This is a genomic window from Billgrantia montanilacus, from assembly GCF_003336675.1.
Lineage (GTDB): Bacteria > Pseudomonadota > Gammaproteobacteria > Pseudomonadales > Halomonadaceae > Halomonas > Halomonas montanilacus.
In genome coordinates this window covers 64038-85985 of record NZ_QPII01000018.1, presented here as the reverse complement: position 1 = coordinate 85985, position 21948 = coordinate 64038, and the positions used below count along the sequence as shown (strand labels likewise).

Annotated in this window: 26 protein-coding genes; all 26 read left to right on the top strand. The window is 62.0% G+C overall.

Going from position 1 to position 21948, the window contains the following annotated elements:
- Window positions 1–205 precede the first annotated feature (205 nt).
- Window positions 206–4285, top strand: coding sequence for a DNA-directed RNA polymerase subunit beta (gene rpoB, locus DU505_RS18750; protein WP_114480496.1), 4080 nt, complete (start codon window positions 206–208; stop codon window positions 4283–4285).
- A gap of 11 nt (window positions 4286–4296) precedes the next feature.
- Entirely contained in the window at window positions 4297–8517 is a 4221-nt protein-coding gene (gene rpoC / locus DU505_RS18745; protein ID WP_114480495.1) for a DNA-directed RNA polymerase subunit beta', read from the top strand.
- A 148-nt stretch (window positions 8518–8665) separates the two neighbouring features.
- Window positions 8666–9040 (top strand): 30S ribosomal protein S12, encoded by a 375-nt coding sequence (rpsL, locus tag DU505_RS18740; protein ID WP_010626462.1) that lies wholly within the window; start codon window positions 8666–8668, stop codon window positions 9038–9040.
- A 124-nt stretch (window positions 9041–9164) separates the two neighbouring features.
- Window positions 9165–9635 carry a 30S ribosomal protein S7 gene (rpsG, locus tag DU505_RS18735; protein ID WP_114480494.1) on the top strand — a complete coding sequence of 157 codons (471 nt, stop codon included), beginning with the start codon at window positions 9165–9167 and terminating at the stop codon, window positions 9633–9635.
- Between the two features lie 45 nt (window positions 9636–9680).
- Entirely contained in the window at window positions 9681–11801 is a 2121-nt protein-coding gene (gene fusA, locus DU505_RS18730) for an elongation factor G (RefSeq protein WP_114480493.1), read from the top strand.
- A 32-nt stretch (window positions 11802–11833) separates the two neighbouring features.
- Window positions 11834–13027: an elongation factor Tu gene (gene tuf / locus DU505_RS18725; RefSeq protein WP_066443631.1), complete on the top strand. Its 1194-nt coding sequence runs from the start codon at window positions 11834–11836 to the stop codon at window positions 13025–13027.
- Window positions 13028–13191: 164 nt separating this feature from the next.
- Window positions 13192–13503 (top strand): 30S ribosomal protein S10, encoded by a 312-nt coding sequence (gene rpsJ / locus DU505_RS18720; RefSeq protein WP_016419080.1) that lies wholly within the window; start codon window positions 13192–13194, stop codon window positions 13501–13503.
- A 150-nt stretch (window positions 13504–13653) separates the two neighbouring features.
- Entirely contained in the window at window positions 13654–14292 is a 639-nt protein-coding gene (gene rplC, locus DU505_RS18715; protein ID WP_114480492.1) for a 50S ribosomal protein L3, read from the top strand.
- 14 nt (window positions 14293–14306) lie between these two features.
- Window positions 14307–14912: a 50S ribosomal protein L4 gene (rplD, locus tag DU505_RS18710; RefSeq protein ID WP_043518300.1), complete on the top strand. Its 606-nt coding sequence runs from the start codon at window positions 14307–14309 to the stop codon at window positions 14910–14912.
- Window positions 14909–15205, top strand: a complete 297-nt coding sequence (gene rplW, locus DU505_RS18705; protein ID WP_102653884.1) for a 50S ribosomal protein L23 — start codon at window positions 14909–14911, stop codon at window positions 15203–15205. Before rplD ends, rplW begins: the two co-directional genes overlap by 4 nt.
- A 17-nt stretch (window positions 15206–15222) precedes the next feature.
- Window positions 15223–16053: a 50S ribosomal protein L2 gene (gene rplB, locus DU505_RS18700; protein WP_114480491.1), complete on the top strand. Its 831-nt coding sequence runs from the start codon at window positions 15223–15225 to the stop codon at window positions 16051–16053.
- 33 nt (window positions 16054–16086) lie between these two features.
- Window positions 16087–16362 (top strand): 30S ribosomal protein S19, encoded by a 276-nt coding sequence (rpsS, locus tag DU505_RS18695; protein WP_008959165.1) that lies wholly within the window; start codon window positions 16087–16089, stop codon window positions 16360–16362.
- 18 nt (window positions 16363–16380) lie between these two features.
- Entirely contained in the window at window positions 16381–16713 is a 333-nt protein-coding gene (gene rplV, locus DU505_RS18690) for a 50S ribosomal protein L22 (protein ID WP_018917732.1), read from the top strand.
- Between the two features lie 11 nt (window positions 16714–16724).
- A complete protein-coding gene (gene rpsC / locus DU505_RS18685) occupies window positions 16725–17423 on the top strand; it encodes a 30S ribosomal protein S3 (RefSeq protein ID WP_066443639.1) in 699 nt (232 codons plus the stop codon).
- A 15-nt stretch (window positions 17424–17438) separates the two neighbouring features.
- Window positions 17439–17852: a 50S ribosomal protein L16 gene (gene rplP, locus DU505_RS18680; protein ID WP_114480490.1), complete on the top strand. Its 414-nt coding sequence runs from the start codon at window positions 17439–17441 to the stop codon at window positions 17850–17852.
- Window positions 17852–18043 (top strand): 50S ribosomal protein L29, encoded by a 192-nt coding sequence (gene rpmC, locus DU505_RS18675; protein ID WP_114480489.1) that lies wholly within the window; start codon window positions 17852–17854, stop codon window positions 18041–18043. The genes rplP and rpmC overlap by 1 nt, the downstream gene beginning before the upstream one ends.
- A gap of 1 nt (window position 18044) precedes the next feature.
- A complete protein-coding gene (gene rpsQ / locus DU505_RS18670; protein WP_066443648.1) occupies window positions 18045–18305 on the top strand; it encodes a 30S ribosomal protein S17 in 261 nt (86 codons plus the stop codon).
- A 39-nt stretch (window positions 18306–18344) separates the two neighbouring features.
- A complete protein-coding gene (gene rplN, locus DU505_RS18665; protein WP_008959163.1) occupies window positions 18345–18716 on the top strand; it encodes a 50S ribosomal protein L14 in 372 nt (123 codons plus the stop codon).
- A 14-nt stretch (window positions 18717–18730) separates the two neighbouring features.
- Window positions 18731–19048, top strand: a complete 318-nt coding sequence (rplX, locus tag DU505_RS18660; RefSeq protein ID WP_114480488.1) for a 50S ribosomal protein L24 — start codon at window positions 18731–18733, stop codon at window positions 19046–19048.
- Between the two features lie 18 nt (window positions 19049–19066).
- Window positions 19067–19606 (top strand): 50S ribosomal protein L5, encoded by a 540-nt coding sequence (gene rplE, locus DU505_RS18655; RefSeq protein WP_114480487.1) that lies wholly within the window; start codon window positions 19067–19069, stop codon window positions 19604–19606.
- A 10-nt stretch (window positions 19607–19616) separates the two neighbouring features.
- Window positions 19617–19922: a 30S ribosomal protein S14 gene (gene rpsN, locus DU505_RS18650; protein WP_066443658.1), complete on the top strand. Its 306-nt coding sequence runs from the start codon at window positions 19617–19619 to the stop codon at window positions 19920–19922.
- 32 nt (window positions 19923–19954) lie between these two features.
- The gene (gene rpsH, locus DU505_RS18645; RefSeq protein WP_114480486.1) at window positions 19955–20347 is read left to right on the top strand and encodes a 30S ribosomal protein S8; all 393 of its coding nucleotides are present in this window, start codon (window positions 19955–19957) and stop codon (window positions 20345–20347) included.
- Window positions 20348–20356: 9 nt separating this feature from the next.
- On the top strand, window positions 20357–20887 hold the full coding sequence (gene rplF, locus DU505_RS18640) for a 50S ribosomal protein L6 (RefSeq protein ID WP_114480485.1): 531 nt from the start codon (window positions 20357–20359) through the stop codon (window positions 20885–20887).
- A gap of 9 nt (window positions 20888–20896) precedes the next feature.
- Window positions 20897–21247 (top strand): 50S ribosomal protein L18, encoded by a 351-nt coding sequence (gene rplR, locus DU505_RS18635; protein ID WP_066443671.1) that lies wholly within the window; start codon window positions 20897–20899, stop codon window positions 21245–21247.
- A gap of 11 nt (window positions 21248–21258) precedes the next feature.
- A complete protein-coding gene (rpsE, locus tag DU505_RS18630; RefSeq protein ID WP_066443679.1) occupies window positions 21259–21759 on the top strand; it encodes a 30S ribosomal protein S5 in 501 nt (166 codons plus the stop codon).
- A 5-nt stretch (window positions 21760–21764) separates the two neighbouring features.
- Window positions 21765–21947: a 50S ribosomal protein L30 gene (gene rpmD, locus DU505_RS18625; RefSeq protein WP_066452141.1), complete on the top strand. Its 183-nt coding sequence runs from the start codon at window positions 21765–21767 to the stop codon at window positions 21945–21947.
- Window position 21948 lies beyond the last annotated feature (1 nt).

Below are 21948 nucleotides of genomic sequence, written 5' to 3'. Positions count from 1 at the left end.
TAAGCTTCCACGGCTGGTGGCGGGCCCTCCCGCTGCCGGCCTTTTTCTGTTGCACTAGCCGCCTGCCGTTGCAGCGCTGCTAGAAGAATCCCGACGGCGAGCTACCCACCTGAGTAGCTTGCCGTCAGCGCCTGACGGGGTCGAGCCCGTCGGGTGGCGCCGACCACGCATCGGTCACCCATGGTGAACAAGCTGGGGAATACAGATGGCTTACTCATACACTGAGAAAAAACGCATCCGCAAGGATTTCGGCAAACTGCCCCAAGTGATGGATGTGCCCTACCTGCTGGCGATCCAGCTTGATTCCTATTACGACTTCCTCCAGCAGGACCGCTCGGCCGATGAGCGCCTTGAGACCGGGCTTCACGCGGCCTTCAAGTCCGTGTTCCCGATCGAGAGCTTCTCCGGCAACGCTGCGCTCGAGTATGTCAGCTATCGTTTCGGCACGCCGGCCTTTGATGTCAAGGAGTGCCAGCTGCGTGGCGTTACCTACTCGGCGCCCCTGAGGGTCAAGGTTCGCCTGATCATCTACGATCGGGACTCCTCGAACAAGGCCATCAAGGACATCAAGGAGCAGGAAGTCTACATGGGGGAAATCCCCCTGATGACCGAGAACGGGACCTTCGTCGTGAACGGTACCGAGCGGGTCATCGTCTCCCAGCTGCATCGCTCTCCCGGCGTGTTCTTCGACCATGACAAGGGCAAGAGCCACTCATCCGGCAAACTGCTCTACTCTGCCCGCGTGATTCCTTACCGCGGCTCGTGGCTCGACTTCGAGTTCGACCCCAAGGACAACGTCTTCGTGCGTATCGACCGTCGCCGCAAGCTGCCGGCGACCGTGCTGCTGCGCGCCCTGGGGTTGACCGCCGAGGAGGTCCTCGACGAGTTCTTCGAGACCAGCACCTTCCACATTGAGAAAGGTGGTTTCTCTGTGGAGCTGGTACCGTCGCGCCTGCGCGGCGAGACCGCCACCTTCGACATCAAGGACGGCGAGGGCAACCTCATCGTCGAGGAAGGCCGGCGCATCACCCAGAAGCATATCCGTCAGCTGGAGAAATCGGGGCTGCAGCGCCTTGACGTGCCGATGGACTACCTGTTCGGCAAGACGCTGGCTCGCGATCAGGTCGATTCCAGCACCGGTGAGTTGATCTGCCCCTGCAATACCGTGATTACGCCTGAGCTGCTCGAGAAGCTCGGCCAGGCCGGCATCACCACCATCGAGACGCTCTACACCAACGATCTCGACTGCGGTTCCTTCATCTCCGACACGCTGCGTCTGGATACCACCGGTTCCCAGCTCGAGGCGCTGGTCGAGATCTACCGCATGATGCGTCCCGGCGAGCCGCCCACCAAGGAAGCCGCCGAGACCCTGTTCCACAACCTGTTCTTCACCGAGGACCGCTACGACCTCTCCGGCGTCGGTCGCATGAAGTTCAACCGCCGCTTGCGTCGTGAGGGCGACACCGGCTCCGGCGTGCTCGACAACCGCGACATTCTCGATGTGCTCAAGGAGCTGATCTATATCCGTAACGGCTTCGGTGAAGTCGACGATATCGATCACCTGGGCAACCGTCGCATTCGCTGCGTCGGCGAGATGGCCGAGAACCAGTTCCGCGTGGGGCTGGTGCGCGTCGAGCGTGCGGTCAAGGAGCGCCTCTCCATGGCGGAGAGCGAAGGCCTGATGCCGCAGGACCTGATCAACGCCAAGCCCGTCGCCGCGGCGGTCAAGGAGTTCTTCGGTTCCAGCCAGCTCTCGCAGTTCATGGACCAGAACAACCCGCTCTCCGAGGTCACCCACAAGCGCCGCGTCTCCGCGCTTGGGCCGGGCGGCCTGACCCGTGAGCGGGCCGGCTTCGAGGTGCGCGACGTTCACGCCACGCACTACGGCCGCCTCTGCCCCATCGAGACGCCGGAAGGGCCGAACATCGGCCTGATCAACTCGCTGGCCACCTACAGCCACACCAACAGCTACGGTTTCCTCGAGACGCCGTACCGCAAGGTGGTGGATCGCCAGGTGACCGACGAGGTGGTGCATCTCTCGGCCATCGAAGAGGGCGATTACGTCATCGCTCAGGCCTCGGCAGCCGTGGACGAGTCCAACAAGCTGGACGACGACCTGGTCCAGGTACGCCACAAGGGCGAGACCACCTTCATGCGTCCCGAGCAGGTGACGCTGATGGACGTCTCTCCGCGCCAGGTGGTCTCCGTGGCCGCGGCGCTGATTCCGTTCCTCGAGCACGACGATGCCAACCGCGCTCTGATGGGCTCGAACATGCAGCGTCAGGCGGTGCCGACGCTGCGTGCCGAGAAGCCGCTGGTGGGTACCGGCATGGAGCGTTTCGTGGCTCGCGATTCCGGCGTCTGTGCCGTGGCGCGTCGCGGTGGCGTGATCGACTCGGTCGATGCCCGGCGGATCGTGGTGCGTATCAATGAGGACGAGATCATCGGCGGCGAGGCCGGCGTCGATATCTACAACCTCACAAAGTACGTGCGCTCCAACCAGAATACCTGCATGAACCAGCGCCCCATCGTGCGTCCCGGCGATACCGTGGCCCGCGGTGACATCCTGGCCGACGGCCCCTCCGTCGACATGGGCGATCTGGCCCTGGGCCAGAACATGCGCATCGCTTTCATGCCCTGGAACGGCTACAACTTCGAGGACTCGATCCTGCTCTCGGAGCGGGTGGTGCAGGAAGACCGTTTCACCACCATCCACATCCAGGAACTGACCTGTGTGTCCCGCGACACCAAGCTGGGGCCGGAGGAGATCACCTCCGACATCCCCAACGTGGGTGAGTCGGCGCTCTCCAAGCTGGACGAGGCGGGCGTGGTCTACATCGGTGCCGAAGTCGGCCCGGGCGACATCCTGGTGGGCAAGGTCACGCCCAAGGGCGAGACCCAGCTGACGCCGGAAGAGAAGCTGCTGCGGGCGATCTTCGGCGAGAAGGCCTCCGACGTGAAGGACACCTCGCTGCGTGCGCCGACCGGCATGAAGGGTACGGTCATCGACGTCCAGGTCTTCACCCGCGACGGCGTGGAGAAGGATTCCCGTGCACTGGCCATCGAGCAGATGCAGCTCGACGAGGTGCGCAAGGACCTGCAGGAGACCTACCGCATCGCCGAGGACGCCACCTTCGAGCGCCTCAAGCGCACCCTGAATGGCGAGGTGGTGCATGGCGGGCCCAAGCTCAAGAAGGGCGATGTGCTCTCCGAGAGCTACCTGGAGGAGCTGCCGCGCCAGCAGTGGTTCAAGCTGCGCCTGCAGGAGGAGTCCCTCAACGAGCTGCTGGCCCAGGCCGACGAGCAGCTGGAGAACCGTCGCAAGGAAATGGAGGAGCGCTTCGAGGACAAGAAGCGCAAGCTCACCCAGGGCGATGATCTGGCGCCGGGCGTACTGAAGATCGTCAAGGTCTACATGGCGGTCAAGCGTCGCATCCAGCCGGGTGACAAGATGGCCGGCCGTCACGGTAACAAGGGTGTCATCTCCGCCATCATGCCGGTCGAGGACATGCCCTTCGACGACAACGGTGTGTCGGTGGACGTCGTGCTCAACCCGCTGGGCGTACCGTCACGCATGAACGTCGGTCAGATCCTCGAGACCCACCTTGGCCTCGCGGCCCAGGGGCTGGGGGTCAAGATCGATGCCATGTTGCGCGACGCCCGTGACCAGCAGGTTGCCGAGATCCGCGAGTTCCTGGACCAGGTCTACAATTCGACCACTGGCACCCGGATCGAGGACCTCGACACCCTCAGCGACGATGAGGTGATCGCCCTGGCCAAGAACCTGCGCAAGGGCGTACCGATGGCATCGCCGGTGTTCGATGGTGCTGCCGAAGGCGAGATCAAGCATCTCCTGCGCCTGGCCGACTTGCCGGACTCCGGCCAGATGGCCCTGTACGACGGCCGCACCGGTGACGCCTTCGACCGGCCGGTCACGGTGGGCTACATGTACATGCTGAAGCTCAACCACCTGGTCGACGACAAGATGCACGCGCGTTCCACCGGCTCCTACTCGCTCGTCACCCAGCAGCCACTGGGCGGCAAGGCGCAGTTCGGTGGCCAGCGCTTCGGGGAGATGGAGGTCTGGGCGCTGGAAGCCTACGGTGCCGCCTACACCCTCCAGGAGATGCTGACGGTGAAATCCGACGACGTGGAAGGTCGCACCAAGATGTACAAGAGCATTGTGGACGGCGACCACACCATGCATGCCGGCATGCCGGAATCCTTCAACGTTCTCGTTAAGGAAATCCGTTCGCTGGGCATCGATATCGAGTTAGAGAGCTAGGAGCCGACTCCATGAAAGATTTGGTGAAAGTCCTCAAATCGCAGTCACAGTCCGAAGAGTTCGATGCGATCAAGATCTCGCTCGCCTCACCGGACATGATTCGCTCCTGGTCCTTCGGTGAGGTCAAGAAGCCCGAGACCATCAACTACCGTACCTTCAAGCCGGAGCGGGACGGCTTGTTCTGTGCCAAGATCTTTGGCCCGGTGAAGGACTACGAGTGCCTCTGCGGCAAGTACAAGCGCATGAAGCACCGCGGCATCATCTGCGAGAAGTGCGGCGTCGAAGTGACCAAGGCGGCGGTGCGCCGCGAGCGCATGGGCCACATCGAGCTGGCCTCGCCGGTTGCCCACATCTGGTTCCTGAAGTCGCTGCCGTCACGCATCGGCATGTTCCTGGACATGACCCTGCGCGACATCGAGCGGGTGCTCTACTTCGAGAGCTTCGTGGTGATCGACCCGGGCATGACCACGCTGGAGCGCGGTCAACTGCTCAACGACGAGCAGTACTTCGAGGCCCTCGAGGAGTTCGGTGACGACTTCGACGCCCGCATGGGCGCCGAGGCGATCCAGGCGCTGCTCAAGGACATCGAGCTGCCGGAAGAGATCGACCGGCTGCGCGAGGAGATCCCGCAGACCAACTCCGAGACCAAGATCAAGAAGCTCTCCAAGCGGCTCAAGCTGCTGGAGGCCTTCCACAATTCCGGCAATGCGCCGGCGTGGATGGTGATGGAGGTGCTGCCGGTACTGCCGCCGGACCTGCGACCGCTGGTGCCGCTGGACGGTGGCCGCTTCGCGACCTCCGACCTGAACGACCTGTACCGCCGGGTAATCAACCGCAACAACCGCCTGAAGCGTCTGCTCGACCTCAATGCGCCGGATATCATCGTGCGCAACGAGAAGCGCATGCTGCAGGAGGCGGTGGACGCCCTGCTGGACAACGGCCGTCGCGGCCGGGCCATCACCGGCTCGAACAAGCGCCCGCTGAAATCCCTGGCCGACATGATCAAGGGCAAGCAGGGGCGTTTCCGTCAGAACCTGCTGGGCAAGCGCGTCGATTACTCCGGCCGTTCGGTCATTACCGTCGGTCCGACCCTGCGTCTGCACCAGTGCGGTCTGCCCAAGAAGATGGCCCTGGAGCTGTTCAAGCCGTTCATCTACTCCAAGTTGCAGTCGCTGGGCCATGCGTCCACCATCAAGGCCGCCAAGAAGATGGTCGAGCGCGAGCTGCCCGAGGTGTGGGACATCCTCGCCGAGGTCATCCGCGAACACCCGGTGCTGCTCAACCGCGCGCCGACCCTGCACCGCCTCGGCATCCAGGCCTTCGAGCCGCTGCTGATCGAGGGCAAGGCGATCCAGCTGCACCCGCTGGTGTGTGCCGCCTACAACGCCGACTTCGACGGTGACCAGATGGCGGTCCATGTGCCGCTGACGCTGGAAGCCCAGCTCGAGGCGCGGGCGCTGATGATGGCCACCAACAACGTGCTGTCACCGGCCAACGGCGATCCGATCATCGTGCCCTCCCAGGACGTGGTGCTGGGTCTGTACTACATGACCCGCGAGAAGATCAATGCCAAGGGCGAGGGCATGGTGTTCTCCGGCCTCAACGAGGTCGAGCGCGCCTTCGGTACCCAGAGCGTGTCGCTGCACGCCCGGGTCAAGGTGCGCCTGACCGAGCTACTGGTCGACGAAGAGACCGGGGAACAGAGCACGGTGCGTACCATCTACGACACCACCGCCGGTCGTGCCCTGCTGTTCCGCATCCTGCCCGACGGCGTGCCCTTCGAGCTGGTCGACCAGCCGATGAAGAAGAAGGCGATCTCCAAGCTGCTCAACGAGGTATATCGTCGTGCCGGCCTCAAGCCGACGGTCATTTTCGCCGACCAACTGATGTATACCGGCTTCCGCATGGCGACCTGGTCCGGTGCCTCCATCGGCGTCAACGACTTCGTCATCCCGGATGCCAAGGTCGAGATCGTCGACGCGGCCGAGGCCGAGGTGAAGGAGATCGAGGATCAGTTCTCCTCGGGCCTCGTCACCGCCGGCGAGAAGTACAACAAGGTCATCGATATCTGGTCCAAGGCCAACGACAAGGTGGCCAAGGCGATGATGCGCGGGATCGAGAAGGAGACCGTGATCGACCGTGACGGCAATGAGGTCGAACAGGACTCGTTCAACAGCGTCTTCATCATGGCCGATTCCGGCGCACGGGGTAGTGCCGCCCAGATCCGCCAGCTGGCGGGTATGCGTGGCCTGATGGCCAAGCCGGACGGCTCGATCATCGAGACGCCGATCGTTGCCAACTTCCGTGAAGGCCTGAACGTACTCCAGTACTTCATCTCGACCCACGGCGCGCGGAAAGGCCTGGCGGATACGGCACTGAAGACCGCCAACTCCGGTTACCTGACGCGTCGCCTGGTCGACGTGGCCCAGGACATGGTGATCACCGAGACCGACTGCGGCACCGAGCGCGGCCTGACGCTGCACCCGGTCATCGAGGGCGGCGATATCATCGTCTCCCTGGCCCAGCGTGTGCTTGGCCGCGTGGTGGCCCAGGATGTCATCGACCCGGCCACCGACGAGGTGCTGATCGAGAAGGGCACCCTGCTCGACGAAGCCTGGTGCGAGCATCTCGACACCATGGGCGTCGACGAGATCGTGGTGCGCAGTGCCATCACCTGCGAGTCCGCGCACGGCGTCTGCGCCTGCTGCTACGGCCGTGATCTGGCCCGTGGCCATCAGGTCAACATCGGTGAGTCGGTGGGTGTCATCGCCGCCCAGTCGATCGGTGAGCCTGGCACGCAGCTGACCATGCGGACCTTCCACATCGGTGGCGCGGCATCGCGTGCCTCGGCGGTGGACAGCGTCCAGGTCAAGCACGGCGGTCGCGTACGCCTGCACAACATGAAGTTCGTCGAGCGCGCCGACGGCAAGCTGGTAGTGGTCTCCCGCTCCAGCGCCCTGGCCGTCGCCGACGACCATGGTCGTGAGCGCGAGTACTACAAGCTGCCCTACGGTGCCGAGCTTTCCGTCAAGGATGGCGACGCCGTGGATGCCGGTCAGGCCGTGGCCAAGTGGGATCCGCACACCCACCCGATCATTGCCGAGGTCGAGGGCAAGGTGCATTACGCCGACATGGACGAAGGCATGACCATTCACCGTAGCGTGGATGAGATGACCGGCCTTTCCTCCATCGAGGTGATCGAGTCCGCCGCGCGTCCGCTGGCCGGCCGCGACAAGCGCCCGATGATCCTGCTGACTGACGAGGCCGGGGAGCCGATCAGCGTCACGGGTTCGAACACGCCCGTCCAGTACCTGCTGCCGGGCAAGTCGATCGTCTCCGTGGAAAACGGTGCTGCCATCGGTGTCGGCGAGATCGTCGCCCGTATCCCGGTGGAGGCGTCCGGCAACAAGGACATCACCGGGGGTCTGCCCCGCGTGGCCGACCTGTTCGAGGCACGCAAGCCGAAGGAGCCGGCGATCCTCGCCGAGGTCAGCGGCGTCATCAGCTTCGGCAAGGAGACCAAGGGCAAGCGTCGCCTGACGATCTCCCCCGAGGACGGCAGCGATCCCTTCGAGGCGCTGATCCCGAAGTGGCGCCAGATTGCCGTCTTCGAGGGTGAGAGCGTCGAGAAGGGCGAGGTGATCTCCGATGGCCCGAGCAACCCGCACGATATCCTGCGGCTGCTGGGGGTGGCGGAGCTGGCCAAATACATCACCGCCGAGATCCAGGAGGTCTACCGCCTCCAGGGCGTGGGCATCAACGACAAGCACATCGAAGTGATCGTGCGTCAGATGCTGCGCAAGGTCGAGATCACCGATTCCGGCGATTCCGACTTCATCCCGGGTGATCAGGTCGAACTGGTGCGGGTGCTGGAGCAGAATGCTCGCCTGGAGAAGGCCGAGAAGTTCCAGGCCAAGTACCAGCGGGTGCTGCTGGGTATCACCAAGGCCAGCCTGGCCACCGAGTCGTTCATCTCTGCGGCCTCCTTCCAGGAGACCACGCGGGTGCTGACCGAGGCGGCGGTTACCGGCAAGCGCGACTACCTGCGCGGCCTGAAGGAGAACGTGGTGGTCGGCCGATTGATTCCGGCAGGAACCGGTCTGGCTCATCACCAGGAGCGTCGCCGCAGGCGTGAAGATACCGAGCGTCTGCTCCACCCGTCGGCCTTCGATGTCGAGCAGGAGCTGGGCGCTCAGCTCACCGCGCTGGACTCGGACGACGACGACCTGTAGACGGCGTGCGAGGGCGTCAGGCCGTGAGCGGTGCTCCCGGCTTGACGCCCGACCCCGCTAGACATTAGAATGCGCAGCCTTTAACAGTGGGGTGGGTGTGCCCGCGCCCGCTGAAAGGCAAGGCAACCATTGGAGTCAGCTACACAACATGGCAACGATCAATCAGCTCGTGCGCAAGCCGCGCAAGCGCCCCGCCGCCAAGAGCGACGTGCCGGCGCTGCAGGCCTGTCCGCAGAAGCGCGGTGTTTGCACCCGCGTCTACACCACCACCCCGAAGAAGCCGAACTCGGCCCTGCGTAAGGTCTGCCGCGTGCGCCTGACCAACGGGTTCGAAGTGTCGTCCTACATCGGCGGTGAGGGTCACAACCTCCAGGAGCACTCTGTGGTGCTGATCCGCGGCGGTCGTGTCAAGGATTTGCCGGGTGTGCGCTATCACACCGTTCGCGGCGCCCTCGATACCTCCGGCGTGCAGAACCGTAAGCAGGGCCGTTCCAAGTACGGCACCAAGCGTCCGAAGTCCTGATCGGCCTCGGTACGCATCCAGAATCAATTCGGTCTGATAAGAGTAAGGCCGGGCGTCGCGAGTTCGAAAAGAGCGTGCGAGAGTTCCGGGTTTGCCTGAAAGACCCTTCGATAGAGGGCTTGTCATGCCTAGAAGAAGAGTAGTAGCCAAGCGCGAAATCCTGCCGGATCCCAAGTTCGGAAGTGAGCGCCTGGCGAAGTTCATGAACCACCTGATGTACAGCGGCAAGAAGTCCGTGGCCGAGCACATCGTCTACGGTGCGCTGGACAAGGTTGCCGAGCGTAGCAAGGAAGAGCCGCTGGAGATCTTCGATCGTGCGCTGGAAGCCATCCAGCCCATGGTCGAGGTCAAGTCACGCCGCGTTGGCGGTGCGACCTATCAGGTTCCGGTAGAAGTCCGCCCCTCGCGCCGCCAGGCGCTGGCCATGCGTTGGCTGGTGGATGCGGCGCGCAAGCGCGGCGAGAAGACCATGGTGCAGCGTCTCGCTGGCGAGATGCTCGATGCCGCCGAGGGCAAGGGCTCCGCGGTCAAGAAGCGTGAAGACGTGCATCGCATGGCCGAGGCCAACAAGGCGTTCTCGCACTACCGCTTCTAAGTGCGTCGCTTCTAATCGCATCGCCAACCAACGGGGAGTTCCACCGTGGCTCGCAAGACTCCACTAAAACGCTACCGTAATATCGGCATCGTCGCTCACGTCGATGCCGGCAAGACCACCACGACCGAGCGCGTGCTGTTCTATACCGGCCTGTCTCACAAGGTCGGCGAGGTCCATGATGGCGCAGCCACCATGGACTGGATGGAGCAGGAGCAGGAGCGTGGTATCACCATCACCTCCGCGGCAACCACTTGCTTCTGGCAGGGCATGAACAAGCAGTTCGATGAGCACCGCATCAACATCATCGACACGCCGGGACACGTCGACTTCACCATCGAGGTCGAGCGTTCCCTGCGTGTACTCGACGGTGCCGTCGTGGTGCTGTGCGGCTCGTCCGGCGTTCAGCCCCAGACCGAGACCGTCTGGCGCCAGGCCAACAAGTACGAAGTCCCGCGCATGGTGTTCGTCAACAAGATGGACCGCACCGGCGCCGACTTCTTCATGGTGGTCGACCAGCTCAAGGAACGTCTCGGCGCCAATGCCGTGCCGATCCAGATCAACTGGGGCACCGAGGAAGAATTCAAGGGTGTCGTCGACCTGATCACCATGAAGGCCATCGTCTGGAATGAAGCCGACCAGGGTATGAGCTATGACCTCGTCGATATTCCTGCCGAGCTTCAGGAGACCGCCGAGAAGTACCGCGAAGAGATGGTCGAGGCGGCCGCCGAGGCCTCCGAAGAGCTGATGGACAAGTATCTCGAGGGTGGCGAGCTGACCGTCGAGGAGATCAAGGCCGGCCTGCGTCGTCGCACCCTGGCCAACGAGATCGTGCTGGTCACCTGCGGCTCGGCGTTCAAGAACAAGGGCGTGCAGGCGGTTCTCGATGGCGTCATCGAATACATGCCGTCACCCACCGAGGTCAAGGCCATCGAGGGTGAACTCGACGACAGGGATGGCACCATCGCCACCCGCGAGGCGGACGACAGTGCGCCTTTCGCCGCGCTGGCGTTCAAGATCGCTACCGACCCGTTCGTCGGTACCCTGACGTTCATCCGCGTCTATTCCGGGGTGCTGAACTCCGGCGACAGCGTCTACAACTCGGTCAAGCAGAAGAAAGAGCGCGTGGGTCGTATCGTGCAGATGCACGCCAACTCCCGCGAAGAGATCAAGGAAGTTCTGGCTGGTGACATCGCTGCCTGTATCGGCCTGAAGGACGTCACCACGGGCGATACCCTGTGCGATCTGAACGACAAGATCGTGCTGGAGCGCATGGAGTTCCCGGATCCGGTGATCTCCGTGGCCGTGGAGCCGAAGACCAAGACCGACCAGGAGAAGATGGGCGTCGCACTGGGCAAGCTGGCCCAGGAAGACCCCTCGTTTCGCGTCAAGACCGACGAGGAAACGGGTCAGACCATCATCTCCGGCATGGGCGAGCTGCACCTCGATATCATCGTCGACCGCATGCGTCGCGAGTTCAAGGTCGAGGCCAATATCGGCAAGCCCCAGGTCGCCTACCGTGAAACCATTCGCGGCAGCGTTGAGCAGGAAGGCAAGTTCGTGCGTCAGTCTGGCGGTCGCGGCCAGTATGGCCACGTCTGGCTGCGTATCGAGCCGCTGACCGAGGCGGACAAGGGCGAAGACGAAGACATGCACTTCAAGTTCGCTTCCGAGATCGTCGGCGGTGTGGTGCCCAAGGAGTACGTGGGTGCCGTCGAGAAAGGGGCCTTTGAGCAGCTGCAGAACGGCGTCATCGCGGGTTACCCGATGATCGACGTCAAGGTCACGCTGTACGATGGCTCCTACCATGACGTGGACTCGAACGAGAACGCGTTCAAGGTTGCCTCTTCCATGGCTGTCAAGGAAGGGGCCCGCAAGGCCAAAGCCGTGCTGCTGGAACCGGTGATGAAGGTCGAGGTCGTGACCCCCGAGGAATTCATGGGTGACGTCATGGGCGACCTGAACCGTCGTCGCGGTCTGGTGCAGGGCATGGATGACTCTTCCTCCGGCAAGATCATCCGCGCGACGGTGCCGCTGGGCGAGATGTTCGGTTACGCAACCGATCTGCGTTCTCAGTCCCAGGGTCGTGCGAGCTACACTATGGAGTTCTCGAAGTACGACGAGGCGCCCTCCAGCATCGTAGAAGCCGTCATCAACCAGAAAGGTTAAACCGTTTTAGCTAACGTAAAGAGGTTATCGAAGTGGCTAAGGAAAAATTCGAACGTTCCAAACCGCACGTCAACGTCGGCACCATCGGTCACGTCGACCACGGCAAGACCACTCTGACTGCGGCCCTGACTCGCGTTTCTGCCGAGGTGTTCGGCGGCGACTGGCGTGAATTCGACACCATCGACAACGCACCGGAAGAGCGTGAGCGCGGCATCACCATCGCCACCTCTCACGTTGAGTACCAGTCCGAGCAGCGTCACTACGCTCACGTGGACTGCCCGGGACACGCCGACTACGTCAAGAACATGATCACCGGTGCTGCCCAGATGGACGGCGCTATCCTGGTCTGTTCTGCTGCCGACGGCCCCATGCCGCAGACCCGCGAGCACATCCTGCTCTCGCGTCAGGTCGGCGTGCCGTACATCGTCGTGTTCCTGAACAAGGCCGACATGGTCGATGACGAAGAGCTGCTCGAGCTGGTCGAGATGGAAGTTCGCGAGCTGCTGAGCGAGTACGACTTCCCGGGCGACGACACCCCGATCATCACCGGTTCTGCCCTGATGGCGCTGGAAGGCAAGGACGACAACGGCATGGGTACCACCGCCGTTGCCAACCTGATCAAGGCCCTGGACGACTATATTCCGGAGCCGGAGCGCGCCATCGACCAGCCGTTCCTGATGCCGATCGAGGATGTCTTCTCCATCTCCGGTCGTGGCACCGTGGTCACCGGCCGTATCGAGCGTGGCATCGTCAAGGCTGGCGAGGAAGTCGAGATCGTCGGTATCCGCGACACCACCAAGACCGTCGTGACCGGCGTCGAGATGTTCCGCAAGCTGCTCGACGAAGGTCGTGCCGGTGAGAACGTCGGCGCCCTGCTGCGTGGCACCAAGCGTGATGACGTCGAGCGTGGCCAGGTTCTGGCCAAGCCGGGCTCCATCAACCCGCACACCGTCTTCGAAGCCGAAGTCTACGTGCTGTCCAAGGAAGAGGGTGGTCGTCACACGCCGTTCTTCAAGGGCTATCGTCCGCAGTTCTACTTCCGTACCACTGATGTCACCGGTACCTGTGAGCTGCCGGAAGGCGTCGAGATGGTCATGCCGGGCGACAACGTCAAGATGGTCGTTACCCTGATCGCTCCGATCGCCATGGATGACGGTCTGCGCTTCGCCATTCGCGAAGGTGGCCGTACCGTCGGCGCTGGCGTCGTGGCCAAGATCATCCAGTAAGCGGTTTTCGCTGGAATGATCGAAGGGGGCTCCGGGAGGGGCCCCCTTTCTGCGCATCGCAAGCAGAGTGTTTGACTCTCGCTTGCGACGTGCCTATAATGCGCATCCTTTGAATGCGTGGGTAGGCGGCAAGCGCCGTCGACATCCATTGGAGTTTAGGGCAAATGCAGAACCAGAAGATTCGCATTCGGTTGAAAGCGTTCGACCATCGCCTGATCGACCAGTCCGCCGCGGAGATCGTTGAAACCGCCAAGCGCACCGGTGCTCAGGTACGTGGGCCGATCCCGCTGCCGACCAATCGTGAGCGGTACACCATCCTGATCTCTCCGCACGTCAACAAGGACGCGCGCGATCAGTATGAGATTCGCACACACAAGCGTGTGCTCGATATCGTCGAGCCGACCGAGAAGACTGTCGATGCGCTGATGAAGCTCGATCTCGCCGCTGGCGTGGACGTGCAAATCAAGCTCGACTGACTACACTAGACACCCCGCGGCCCAGCGCTCATACGATAGACATGAGCAGCAGCCGCCACGCCGTGATGGCGTCATACAACGTGCTAGTGGAATGCTCTGGAAAGGGCAGCCATAGCGGGTGATAGCCCCGTACACTAAAGGAGACTGAGAATGACTATCGGTTTAGTCGGTAGAAAGGCCGGTATGACCCGTGTCTTTACCGAAGATGGCGCCTCTGTGCCCGTAACCGTGATCGAGGTTGAGCCGAATCGCGTCACCAGCGTGAAGTCTGTCGATACCGACGGCTACGCGGCGATTCAGGTCACAACCGGCTCCCGCAAGGCCAAGCACCTCACCAAGGCCCAGGCAGGTCAATATGCCAAGGCGGGTGTCGAGGCCGGTCGTGCGCTGATGGAGTTCCGCCTTGCAGAAGGCGATGAGGCTCCGGCAGTGGGCGGCGAACTCACCGTATCCCTCTTCGAAGCTGGTCAGATGGTCGATGTGACCGGCACCTCCAAGGGCAAGGGCTTCCAGGGCGCCGTCAAGCGCTGGAACTTCCGCACCCAGGATGCCACCCACGGCAACTCACTGTCGCACCGCGCGCCGGGTTCCATCGGCATGTGTCAGACCCCGGGTCGTGTCTTCAAAGGCAAGAAGATGGCCGGCCAGATGGGCAATGTCCGCTGCACTGTGCAGAGCCTGGAAATTGTCCGTGTCGACGCCGAACGCAACCTGCTGCTGATCAAGGGTGCCGTGCCCGGTGCTACCGGCAGCGACGTCATTGTGCGCAGCGCCGTCAAAGCTGGCTGAAGGGGATAGAACCGATGAATCTGAATCTAGCTGCAGGCGCGGGCACTGTCGAAGTCGCCGACGCCACCTTTGGCAAAGAATTCAACGAGGCGCTGGTTCACCAGGTCGTCACCGCCTATCTGGCCGGTGGTCGTCAGGGGACTCGCGCCCAGAAGAACCGTTCCGACGTTCGTGGTGGTGGCAAGAAGCCGTGGCGCCAGAAGGGTACCGGTCGCGCTCGTGCCGGTACCATCCGCTCGCCGCTGTGGCGCAGCGGTGGCGTGACCTTTGCGGCCCGTCCGCAGGATCACTCCCACAAGGTCAACCGCAAGATGTACCGTGCGGCCATGCGCGCGATTCTCTCCGAGCTGGTTCGCCAGGAGCGTCTGGTGGCGATCGACGAGATCACCGTCGAAGCGCCTCGCACCAAGGAGCTGGTGGCCAAGCTCAAGGAGCTGAACCTCGAGAAAGTGCTGATCGTCACCGAGGAAGTCGACGAGAAGCTCTATCTGGCCGCCCGTAACATTCCCAACGTGGATGTGGTGGATGTGGCTGCTGCCGACCCGGTGAGCCTGATCGCCTTTGACAAGGTGCTGGTCACCGTCTCTGCTCTGCGTAAATTCGAGGAGAAGCTGGCATGAACCAGGAACGCGTATTCAAGGTTCTGCTTGGTCCGCACGTGACCGAGAAGGCCGCTTTCGCCGCTGAGAACAATCAGTACGTGTTCAAGGTGGCCAGTGACGCGACCAAGCCGGAAATCAAGCAGGCCGTACAGGTCCTGTTCGGCAAGAAGGTCGATCGCGTCCAGGTATTGAACGTCAAGGGCAAGACCAAGCGTACTGCGCAGGGTCTGGGCCGTCGCCAGGGCTACCGCAAGGCTTATGTGTCCCTGGCCGCCGGTGAGACGCTCGAAGACTTCACTGGCGCCGAATAAGGGCAGGAGTACGGATCATGGCAATCGTCAAGACAAAACCCACATCCGCCGGTCGTCGCCACGTCGTCAAGATCGTCAGCGAGGATCTGCACAAGGGCAAGCCCTATGCACCGCTGCTCGAGAAGCAGTCGCGCTCCGGTGGACGTAACAACAACGGCCGCATCACCACCCGCCACGTGGGCGGTGGTCACCGTCAGCACTATCGGCTCGTGGACTTCAAGCGCACCAAGGATGGCGTTCCCGCCATCGTCGAGCGCCTGGAATACGACCCGAACCGTAGCGCCCATATTGCGCTGCTGAAGTATCTGGACGGCGAGCGTCGCTACATCATCGCGCCCAAGGGCGTGAAGTCCGGTGACCGTCTCGAGTCCGGTGTCAACGCGGCGATCCGGAAGGGTAACACCCTGCCGCTGCGTAACATCCCGCTGGGTTCCACCGTGCACTGCATCGAACTGAAGCCCGGCAAGGGTGCTCAGATCGCACGCAGCGCCGGCACCAGCGCCCAGTTGGTCGCTCGTGAAGGCAACTACGCCACCCTGCGTCTGCGCTCCGGCGAGATGCGCAAGGTGCTGGCAGAGTGCCGCGCGACCCTGGGTGAAGTGAGCAACTCCGAGCACAGCCTGCGTCAACTTGGCAAGGCCGGTGCGAAGCGCTGGAGAGGCGTGCGTCCGACCGTTCGCGGTGTGGCCATGAACCCGGTGGATCACCCGCATGGCGGCGGCGAAGGCCGCACCAGCGGTGGCCGTCACCCGGTCTCCCCGTGGGGCGTTCCCACCAAGGGCCACAAGACGCGCAAGAACAAGCGCACCGACAAACTCATCATCCGTCGCCGCAAGGCCCGGAGCTGAGACCATACGCCAAGACATTAAGAGGTAACGGCTGTGCCACGTTCACTGAAGAAAGGTCCCTTCATTGACCTTCATCTGCTGAAGAAGGTTGAGGCTGCAGTGGAGAAGAGCGATCGCAAACCGATCAAGACCTGGTCGCGTCGCTCGATGATCCTGCCGAATATGGTCGGGCTCACCATTGCTGTCCATAACGGTCGCCAACACGTCCCGGTGCACGTCTCCGAGGAAATGGTTGGCCACAAGCTGGGCGAATTCGCTGCCACCCGCACGTATCGCGGGCATGCGGCGGACAAGAAAGCCAAACGGTAAGCCAGAGAGGATTGAGAGATGGAAGTCACAGCTAAGCTGCGTGGCGCTCGTTTATCCGCCCAGAAGGCCCGTTTGGTGGCTGACCAGGTGCGCGGTAAGCCGGTCGCCGAAGCAATTGACCTGCTGACCTTCTCACCAAAGAAGGCTGCCAAGCTGGTCAAGAAAGTGCTTCAGTCCGCCATCGCGAATGCGGAAGAAAACAACGGTATGGATATCGACGAGCTGCGTGTCTCGACCATCTGCGTCGATGAGGGCATGACGCTCAAGCGTATCAAGCCGCGCGCCAAGGGCCGTGCGGATCGTATCTTGAAGCGCACCTGCCACATCACCGTCAAGGTAGCCGAGAAGTAGGAGTCGACCAGATGGGTCAGAAAGTACATCCGACAGGTATTCGGCTGGGTATCGTCAAGGATCACTCCTCGGTGTGGTATGCCGAGCGCGGTGCCTATGCCGACAAGCTGAACAATGATCTCGAAGTGCGTCGCTTCCTCGAGGAGCGACTGAAGAATGCGTCCGTGAGTCGCATCCACATCGAGCGTCCGGCGAACAACGCCCGTATTACCATTCACACCGCCCGTCCGGGCATCGTGATTGGCAAGAAGGGTGAGGACGTCGATCGTCTGCGCCGCGACGTCACGGCGATGATGGGCGTGCCCGTGCACGTCAACATCGAAGAAGTCCGCAAGCCGGAACTGGACGCCAAGCTCGTCGCGCAGAACATTGCCGGCCAGCTCGAGCGTCGCGTCATGTTCCGTCGCGCCATGAAGCGTTCCGTGCAGAACGCCATGCGCCTGGGTGCCGGTGGTATCAAGGTGATGCTGTCAGGTCGCCTCGGTGGTGCGGAAATCGCGCGTACCGAATGGTACCGCGAAGGCCGCGTGCCGCTTCACACCCTGCGTGCGGACATCGACTACGCCACCTACGAAGCAAAAACCACCTACGGCATCATCGGTGTCAAGGTTTGGGTCTTCAAGGGTGAAATCCTCGGGGGCATCGAAGAGGTCCGCGCCAAGGCTAAACAGCCGCAGGCCGCGCCCTCCAAGAAGAAAGGTTCCAGGTAAGGGGAGAGCGAGTCGATGTTACAACCCAAGCGCATGAAATTCCGCAAGATGATGAAGGGTCGCAACCGTGGCCTGGCACATCGCGGAAGCAAGATCAGCTTCGGGGAATATGGCCTGAAGGCAACCGGTCGCGGTCGTATCACCGCCCGTCAGATCGAAGCCGGCCGGCGTGCGATCACCCGTCACGTCAAGCGTGGCGGCAAGATCTGGATCCGCATATTCCCGGACAAGCCGATTTCCAAGAAGCCGCTCGAAGTTCGTATGGGCAAGGGCAAGGGCTCCGTCGAGTACTGGGTCGCTCAGATCCAGCCAGGCCGGGTTCTGTATGAAATCGAAGGGGTGCCGGAAGAGCTGGCTCGTGAAGCCTTCTCCCTGGCGGCTCAGAAGATGCCCATATCCACCACCTTTGTGAAACGGACGGTGATGTGATGAACGCCCAGGAATTTCGTGAAAAGTCAGTAGACGAACTGCGTGAGCAGCTCTTCGAACTCCTCCGCGAGCAGTTCAACCTGCGCATGCAGAAGGCCACTGGCCAACTGAGCCAGACTCATCTGCTCAAGCAGGTCCGTCGGGATATCGCCCGCGTCAAGACTGTGCTCAACGAGAAGGCAGGTGACTGAGATGGCCGAAGAAAAGAAAGCTCGTACGCTCACCGGCAAGGTGGTGAGCGACAAGATGGAGAAGTCCATCGTCGTCATGATCGAGCGCCGCGAGCGGCACCCGATCTATGGCAAGTACGTCAAGCGCTCCACCAAGCTGCACGCCCACGACGAGACAAATCAGGCGAAGGTCGGCGACACGGTTTCCATTCAGGAATGCCGTCCGCTGTCCAGGAAGAAAGCCTGGTCCCTGGTCGAGGTGGTCGAGCAGGCCAAAGGCTGAGCTCGGCGAGAGCAGTCAGATTAGGTTTGGAGAAAACCGATGATTCAGACTCAGACAATGCTGGATGTCGCCGACAACAGCGGAGCGCGCCGGGTGCAGTGCATCAAGGTGCTTGGCGGTTCACACCGTCGCTACGCCCGCGTGGGTGACATCATCAAGGTCACGGTGAAGGAAGCCATTCCGCGTGGCAAGGTCAAGAAAGGCCAGGTCCTCAAGGCGGTGGTGGTTCGCACCCGCAGCGGTGTCCGTCGTCCCGACGGCTCGCTGATCCGCTTCGATGGAAATGCGGCCGTTCTGTTGAATAACACCAACGAACAGCCGATCGGTACCCGTATCTTCGGGCCGGTGACACGTGAGCTTCGTAACGAGAAGTTCATGAAGATCATTTCCCTGGCGCCCGAAGTGCTGTAAGGAGCGAGGCGGATATGCAAAAGATCAAACGTGACGATGAAGTGATCGTCATCGCCGGCAAGGATAAGGGCAAGCGTGGCACGGTGAAGCGCGTCCTCGGAGAGGAACGCTTTGTGGTGTCCGGTGTGAACATGATCAAGCGTCACACCAAGCCCAATCCAATGGCAGGCAAGCAGGGCGGTATCGTCGAGCGCGAGGCTCCGATTCACGCGTCCAACGTGGCGATCTTCAATTCGGAGACCGGTAAGGCGGATCGCGTCGGCTTCCAGGTTAAGGAAGACGGTACCAAGGTACGTATCTACAAGTCGACGCAGACGCAGATCGACGCCTAACGCGAGTCGGGTAGCAAAATGGCGAACTTGAAAGAACGTTATCAGAACGAGGTGGTGGCTCAGCTCAAAGAGCAGTTCAGCTACGCCAACGTGATGCAGGTGCCGCGGATCACCAAGGTGACTCTGAACATGGGCATCGGCGACGCGACCAGCGACAAGAAGCTGATCGAGAATGCCGTCGGCGACCTGGAGAAGCTCTCCGGTCAGAAGCCGTTGGTGACCAAGGCACGCAAGTCCATCGCGGGCTTCAAGGTGCGCGAAGGCTGGCCGATCGGCATCAAGGTGACCCTGCGCGCTGAGCGTATGTGGGAATTCCTCGATCGCCTGGTCAACATCGCGATACCCCGCGTGCGTGACTTCCGTGGTCTGAACCCGAAGTCTTTCGACGGTCGCGGCAACTACTCCATGGGTGTGCGTGAGCAGATCATCTTCCCGGAGATCGAGTATGATAAGATCGACCGGATTCGTGGTCTGGATGTCACCATCACCACCACTGCCAACACCGACGAGGAAGGTCGTGCGCTGCTGAGCGCGCTGAACTTCCCGTTCAAGAAATAAGGGTTGGATCATGGCAAAGAAAAGCATGGTAGAGCGTGAGCTCAAGCGCACCAAGCTGGTCGCGAAGTACGCGGCCCGGCGCGCCGAGCTCAAGGCGATCATCCAGAACGTGAACACTTCTGAAGAAGAGCGCTTCGACGCAACGCTCAAGCTGCAGCAGTTGCCGCGTGATTCGAGCCCGGTGCGTCAGCGTAATCGCTGCCGTATCACCGGCCGTCCGCACGGCTACTACAACAAGTTCGGCTTGGGCCGCAACAAGCTGCGTGAAGCCGCTATGCGTGGCGAAGTCCCTGGGCTGAAAAAGTCCAGTTGGTAAGCCGCCACGGAATCATCAGGAGCGCAACGTAAATGAGCATGCAAGACACTCTGGCGGATATGTTGACTCGTATCCGCAATGCGCAGATGGCCACCAAGGAGACGGTCACCATGCCGTCTTCGAAACTCAAGGTCGAGGTGGCCCGCGTATTGAAGGAAGAGGGCTATATCACCGACTTTGCGGTGGCTGAAAGCACCAAGCCCGAGCTGACCGTAACCCTCAAGTACTTTGAGGGAAGGCCGGTCATCGAGCACCTGCAGCGGGTTTCCAAGCCGTCTCTGCGCCAGTACAAGGGCAAGTCTTCACTGCCCAAGGTGGCGGATGGCATGGGTGTCGCGATCGTCACCACCTCCCGGGGCGTGATGACCGACCGTGCCGCTCGCGAGGCGGGCGTCGGTGGCGAAGTCATCTGCACCGTATTCTAGGAGTTTGGAATGTCCCGCGTAGCCAAATATCCGGTTAAATTGCCTGCCGGCGTCGACATCAAGCTTGATGGCGACCAGCTGACCGTCAAGGGCAGCCAGGGCACGCTGTCCATGACCGTCCACTCGGACGTGGTCGTCGCTCAGGAAGAGGGTCAGCTGACCTTCAACCCGAGCAAGACCGCCAAGTCCTGGGCGATGGCCGGCACCACACGCGCACTGGTCCAGAACCTGGTCACCGGCGTCTCCGAGGGCTTCACCAAGTCCCTGGAAATCATCGGCGTCGGCTATCGTGCCCAGGCCAAGGGCCAGACGCTCAACCTGACACTGGGCTTCTCGCACCCGGTCGACTACACACTGCCTGACGGTGTCTCGGCGGAAACGCCGAAGAACACCGTGATCGTGCTGAAAAGCGCGGACAAGCAGAAGCTCGGCCAGGTCGCTGCGGAAATCCGCGCCTTCCGTCCCCCGGAACCCTACAAGGGCAAGGGTGTACGGTACGCCGACGAGCAGGTGCGTCGCAAAGAAGCCAAGAAGAAGTAAGGCAGGGTTATGAACGCGAAGAAAGAATCTCGTCTCCGTCGTGCCCGCCGCGCTCGCGCCAAGATCCGCGAGCTGGGCGTGTATCGCCTGTGCGTCAACCGTACCCCGCGTCACATCTATGCGCAGATTATCTCGCCGGATGGTGGCAAGGTGCTGGCCAGCGCTTCCACGCTGGACAAGGATCTGCGCGAGGGTGCGACCGGTAACTCGGACGCCGCCGCCAAGGTGGGTGCACTGATTGCCGAACGCGCCAAGCAGGCAGGCATCACCCAGGTAGCCTTCGATCGTGCCGGCTTCAAGTACCACGGCCGTGTCAAGGCCCTGGCCGACGCCGCACGTGAAGGCGGCCTGGAATTCTAAAGGGTTTTACGATGGCGAAGAACGAACAGAACACCGGCGACCTGCAGGAAAAGCTCGTACAGGTCAACCGTGTCGCCAAGGTGGTCAAGGGTGGCCGGATTTTCGGCTTCACCGCTCTGACCGTCGTCGGCGACGGCAATGGTCGTGTGGGCTTCGGTCGTGGCAAGGCGCGTGAAGTGCCGGTCGCGATCCAGAAGGCCATGGACCAGGCGCGCCGCAACATGGTCAAGGTCAGCCTGAAGGGCCACACGCTGCAGTACCCGGTCAAGGCCCGTCACGGTGCCTCCAAGGTGTACATGCAGCCGGCCTCCGAAGGTACCGGGATCATCGCTGGCGGTGCCATGCGCTCCGTGCTCGAGCTGGCTGGCGTCCACGACGTCCTGGCCAAGTGCTACGGCTCCACCAATCCGGTGAACGTGGTGCGGGCAACCGTCAAGGGCCTCGCTTCCATGCAGTCGCCGGACGACATCGCCGCCAAGCGCGGTCTGTCTGTCGACGCGATCACGGGGTGAATACCATGGCAGCAACACTCAAGGTTACCCAGACCCGCAGCACCATCGGCACACTGCCCAAGCACAAGGCCACCATGAAAGGCCTGGGTCTGCGTCGCATTGGTCACACGGTTGAACTGGAAGACACCCCTGCCGTTCGCGGCATGATCCACAAGGTTAATTACCTTGTGCGTGTTGAGGGAGAGTAAT

What these genes read in the sequence shown, in the direction of transcription:
- rplX (WP_114480488.1), top strand. Translation starts at nt 18,731, where the DNA reads ATGCAAAAGATCAAACGTGACGATGAAGTGATCGTCATCGCCGGCAAG.
- rpoB (WP_114480496.1), top strand. Translation starts at nt 206, where the DNA reads ATGGCTTACTCATACACTGAGAAAAAACGCATCCGCAAGGATTTCGGC.
- rpsN (WP_066443658.1), top strand. Translation starts at nt 19,617, where the DNA reads ATGGCAAAGAAAAGCATGGTAGAGCGTGAGCTCAAGCGCACCAAGCTG.
- rplR (WP_066443671.1), top strand. Translation starts at nt 20,897, where the DNA reads ATGAACGCGAAGAAAGAATCTCGTCTCCGTCGTGCCCGCCGCGCTCGC.
- rpsJ (WP_016419080.1), top strand. Translation starts at nt 13,192, where the DNA reads ATGCAGAACCAGAAGATTCGCATTCGGTTGAAAGCGTTCGACCATCGC.
- rplB (WP_114480491.1), top strand. Translation starts at nt 15,223, where the DNA reads ATGGCAATCGTCAAGACAAAACCCACATCCGCCGGTCGTCGCCACGTC.
- rplV (WP_018917732.1), top strand. Translation starts at nt 16,381, where the DNA reads ATGGAAGTCACAGCTAAGCTGCGTGGCGCTCGTTTATCCGCCCAGAAG.
- rplF (WP_114480485.1), top strand. Translation starts at nt 20,357, where the DNA reads ATGTCCCGCGTAGCCAAATATCCGGTTAAATTGCCTGCCGGCGTCGAC.
- rpmD (WP_066452141.1), top strand. Translation starts at nt 21,765, where the DNA reads ATGGCAGCAACACTCAAGGTTACCCAGACCCGCAGCACCATCGGCACA.
- rplC (WP_114480492.1), top strand. Translation starts at nt 13,654, where the DNA reads ATGACTATCGGTTTAGTCGGTAGAAAGGCCGGTATGACCCGTGTCTTT.
- rplE (WP_114480487.1), top strand. Translation starts at nt 19,067, where the DNA reads ATGGCGAACTTGAAAGAACGTTATCAGAACGAGGTGGTGGCTCAGCTC.
- rpsG (WP_114480494.1), top strand. Translation starts at nt 9,165, where the DNA reads ATGCCTAGAAGAAGAGTAGTAGCCAAGCGCGAAATCCTGCCGGATCCC.
- rpmC (WP_114480489.1), top strand. Translation starts at nt 17,852, where the DNA reads ATGAACGCCCAGGAATTTCGTGAAAAGTCAGTAGACGAACTGCGTGAG.
- rplD (WP_043518300.1), top strand. Translation starts at nt 14,307, where the DNA reads ATGAATCTGAATCTAGCTGCAGGCGCGGGCACTGTCGAAGTCGCCGAC.
- rpsL (WP_010626462.1), top strand. Translation starts at nt 8,666, where the DNA reads ATGGCAACGATCAATCAGCTCGTGCGCAAGCCGCGCAAGCGCCCCGCC.
- rpsH (WP_114480486.1), top strand. Translation starts at nt 19,955, where the DNA reads ATGAGCATGCAAGACACTCTGGCGGATATGTTGACTCGTATCCGCAAT.
- rpsC (WP_066443639.1), top strand. Translation starts at nt 16,725, where the DNA reads ATGGGTCAGAAAGTACATCCGACAGGTATTCGGCTGGGTATCGTCAAG.
- rpsQ (WP_066443648.1), top strand. Translation starts at nt 18,045, where the DNA reads ATGGCCGAAGAAAAGAAAGCTCGTACGCTCACCGGCAAGGTGGTGAGC.
- rplN (WP_008959163.1), top strand. Translation starts at nt 18,345, where the DNA reads ATGATTCAGACTCAGACAATGCTGGATGTCGCCGACAACAGCGGAGCG.
- rplW (WP_102653884.1), top strand. Translation starts at nt 14,909, where the DNA reads ATGAACCAGGAACGCGTATTCAAGGTTCTGCTTGGTCCGCACGTGACC.
- rpsE (WP_066443679.1), top strand. Translation starts at nt 21,259, where the DNA reads ATGGCGAAGAACGAACAGAACACCGGCGACCTGCAGGAAAAGCTCGTA.
- rpoC (WP_114480495.1), top strand. Translation starts at nt 4,297, where the DNA reads ATGAAAGATTTGGTGAAAGTCCTCAAATCGCAGTCACAGTCCGAAGAG.
- rplP (WP_114480490.1), top strand. Translation starts at nt 17,439, where the DNA reads ATGTTACAACCCAAGCGCATGAAATTCCGCAAGATGATGAAGGGTCGC.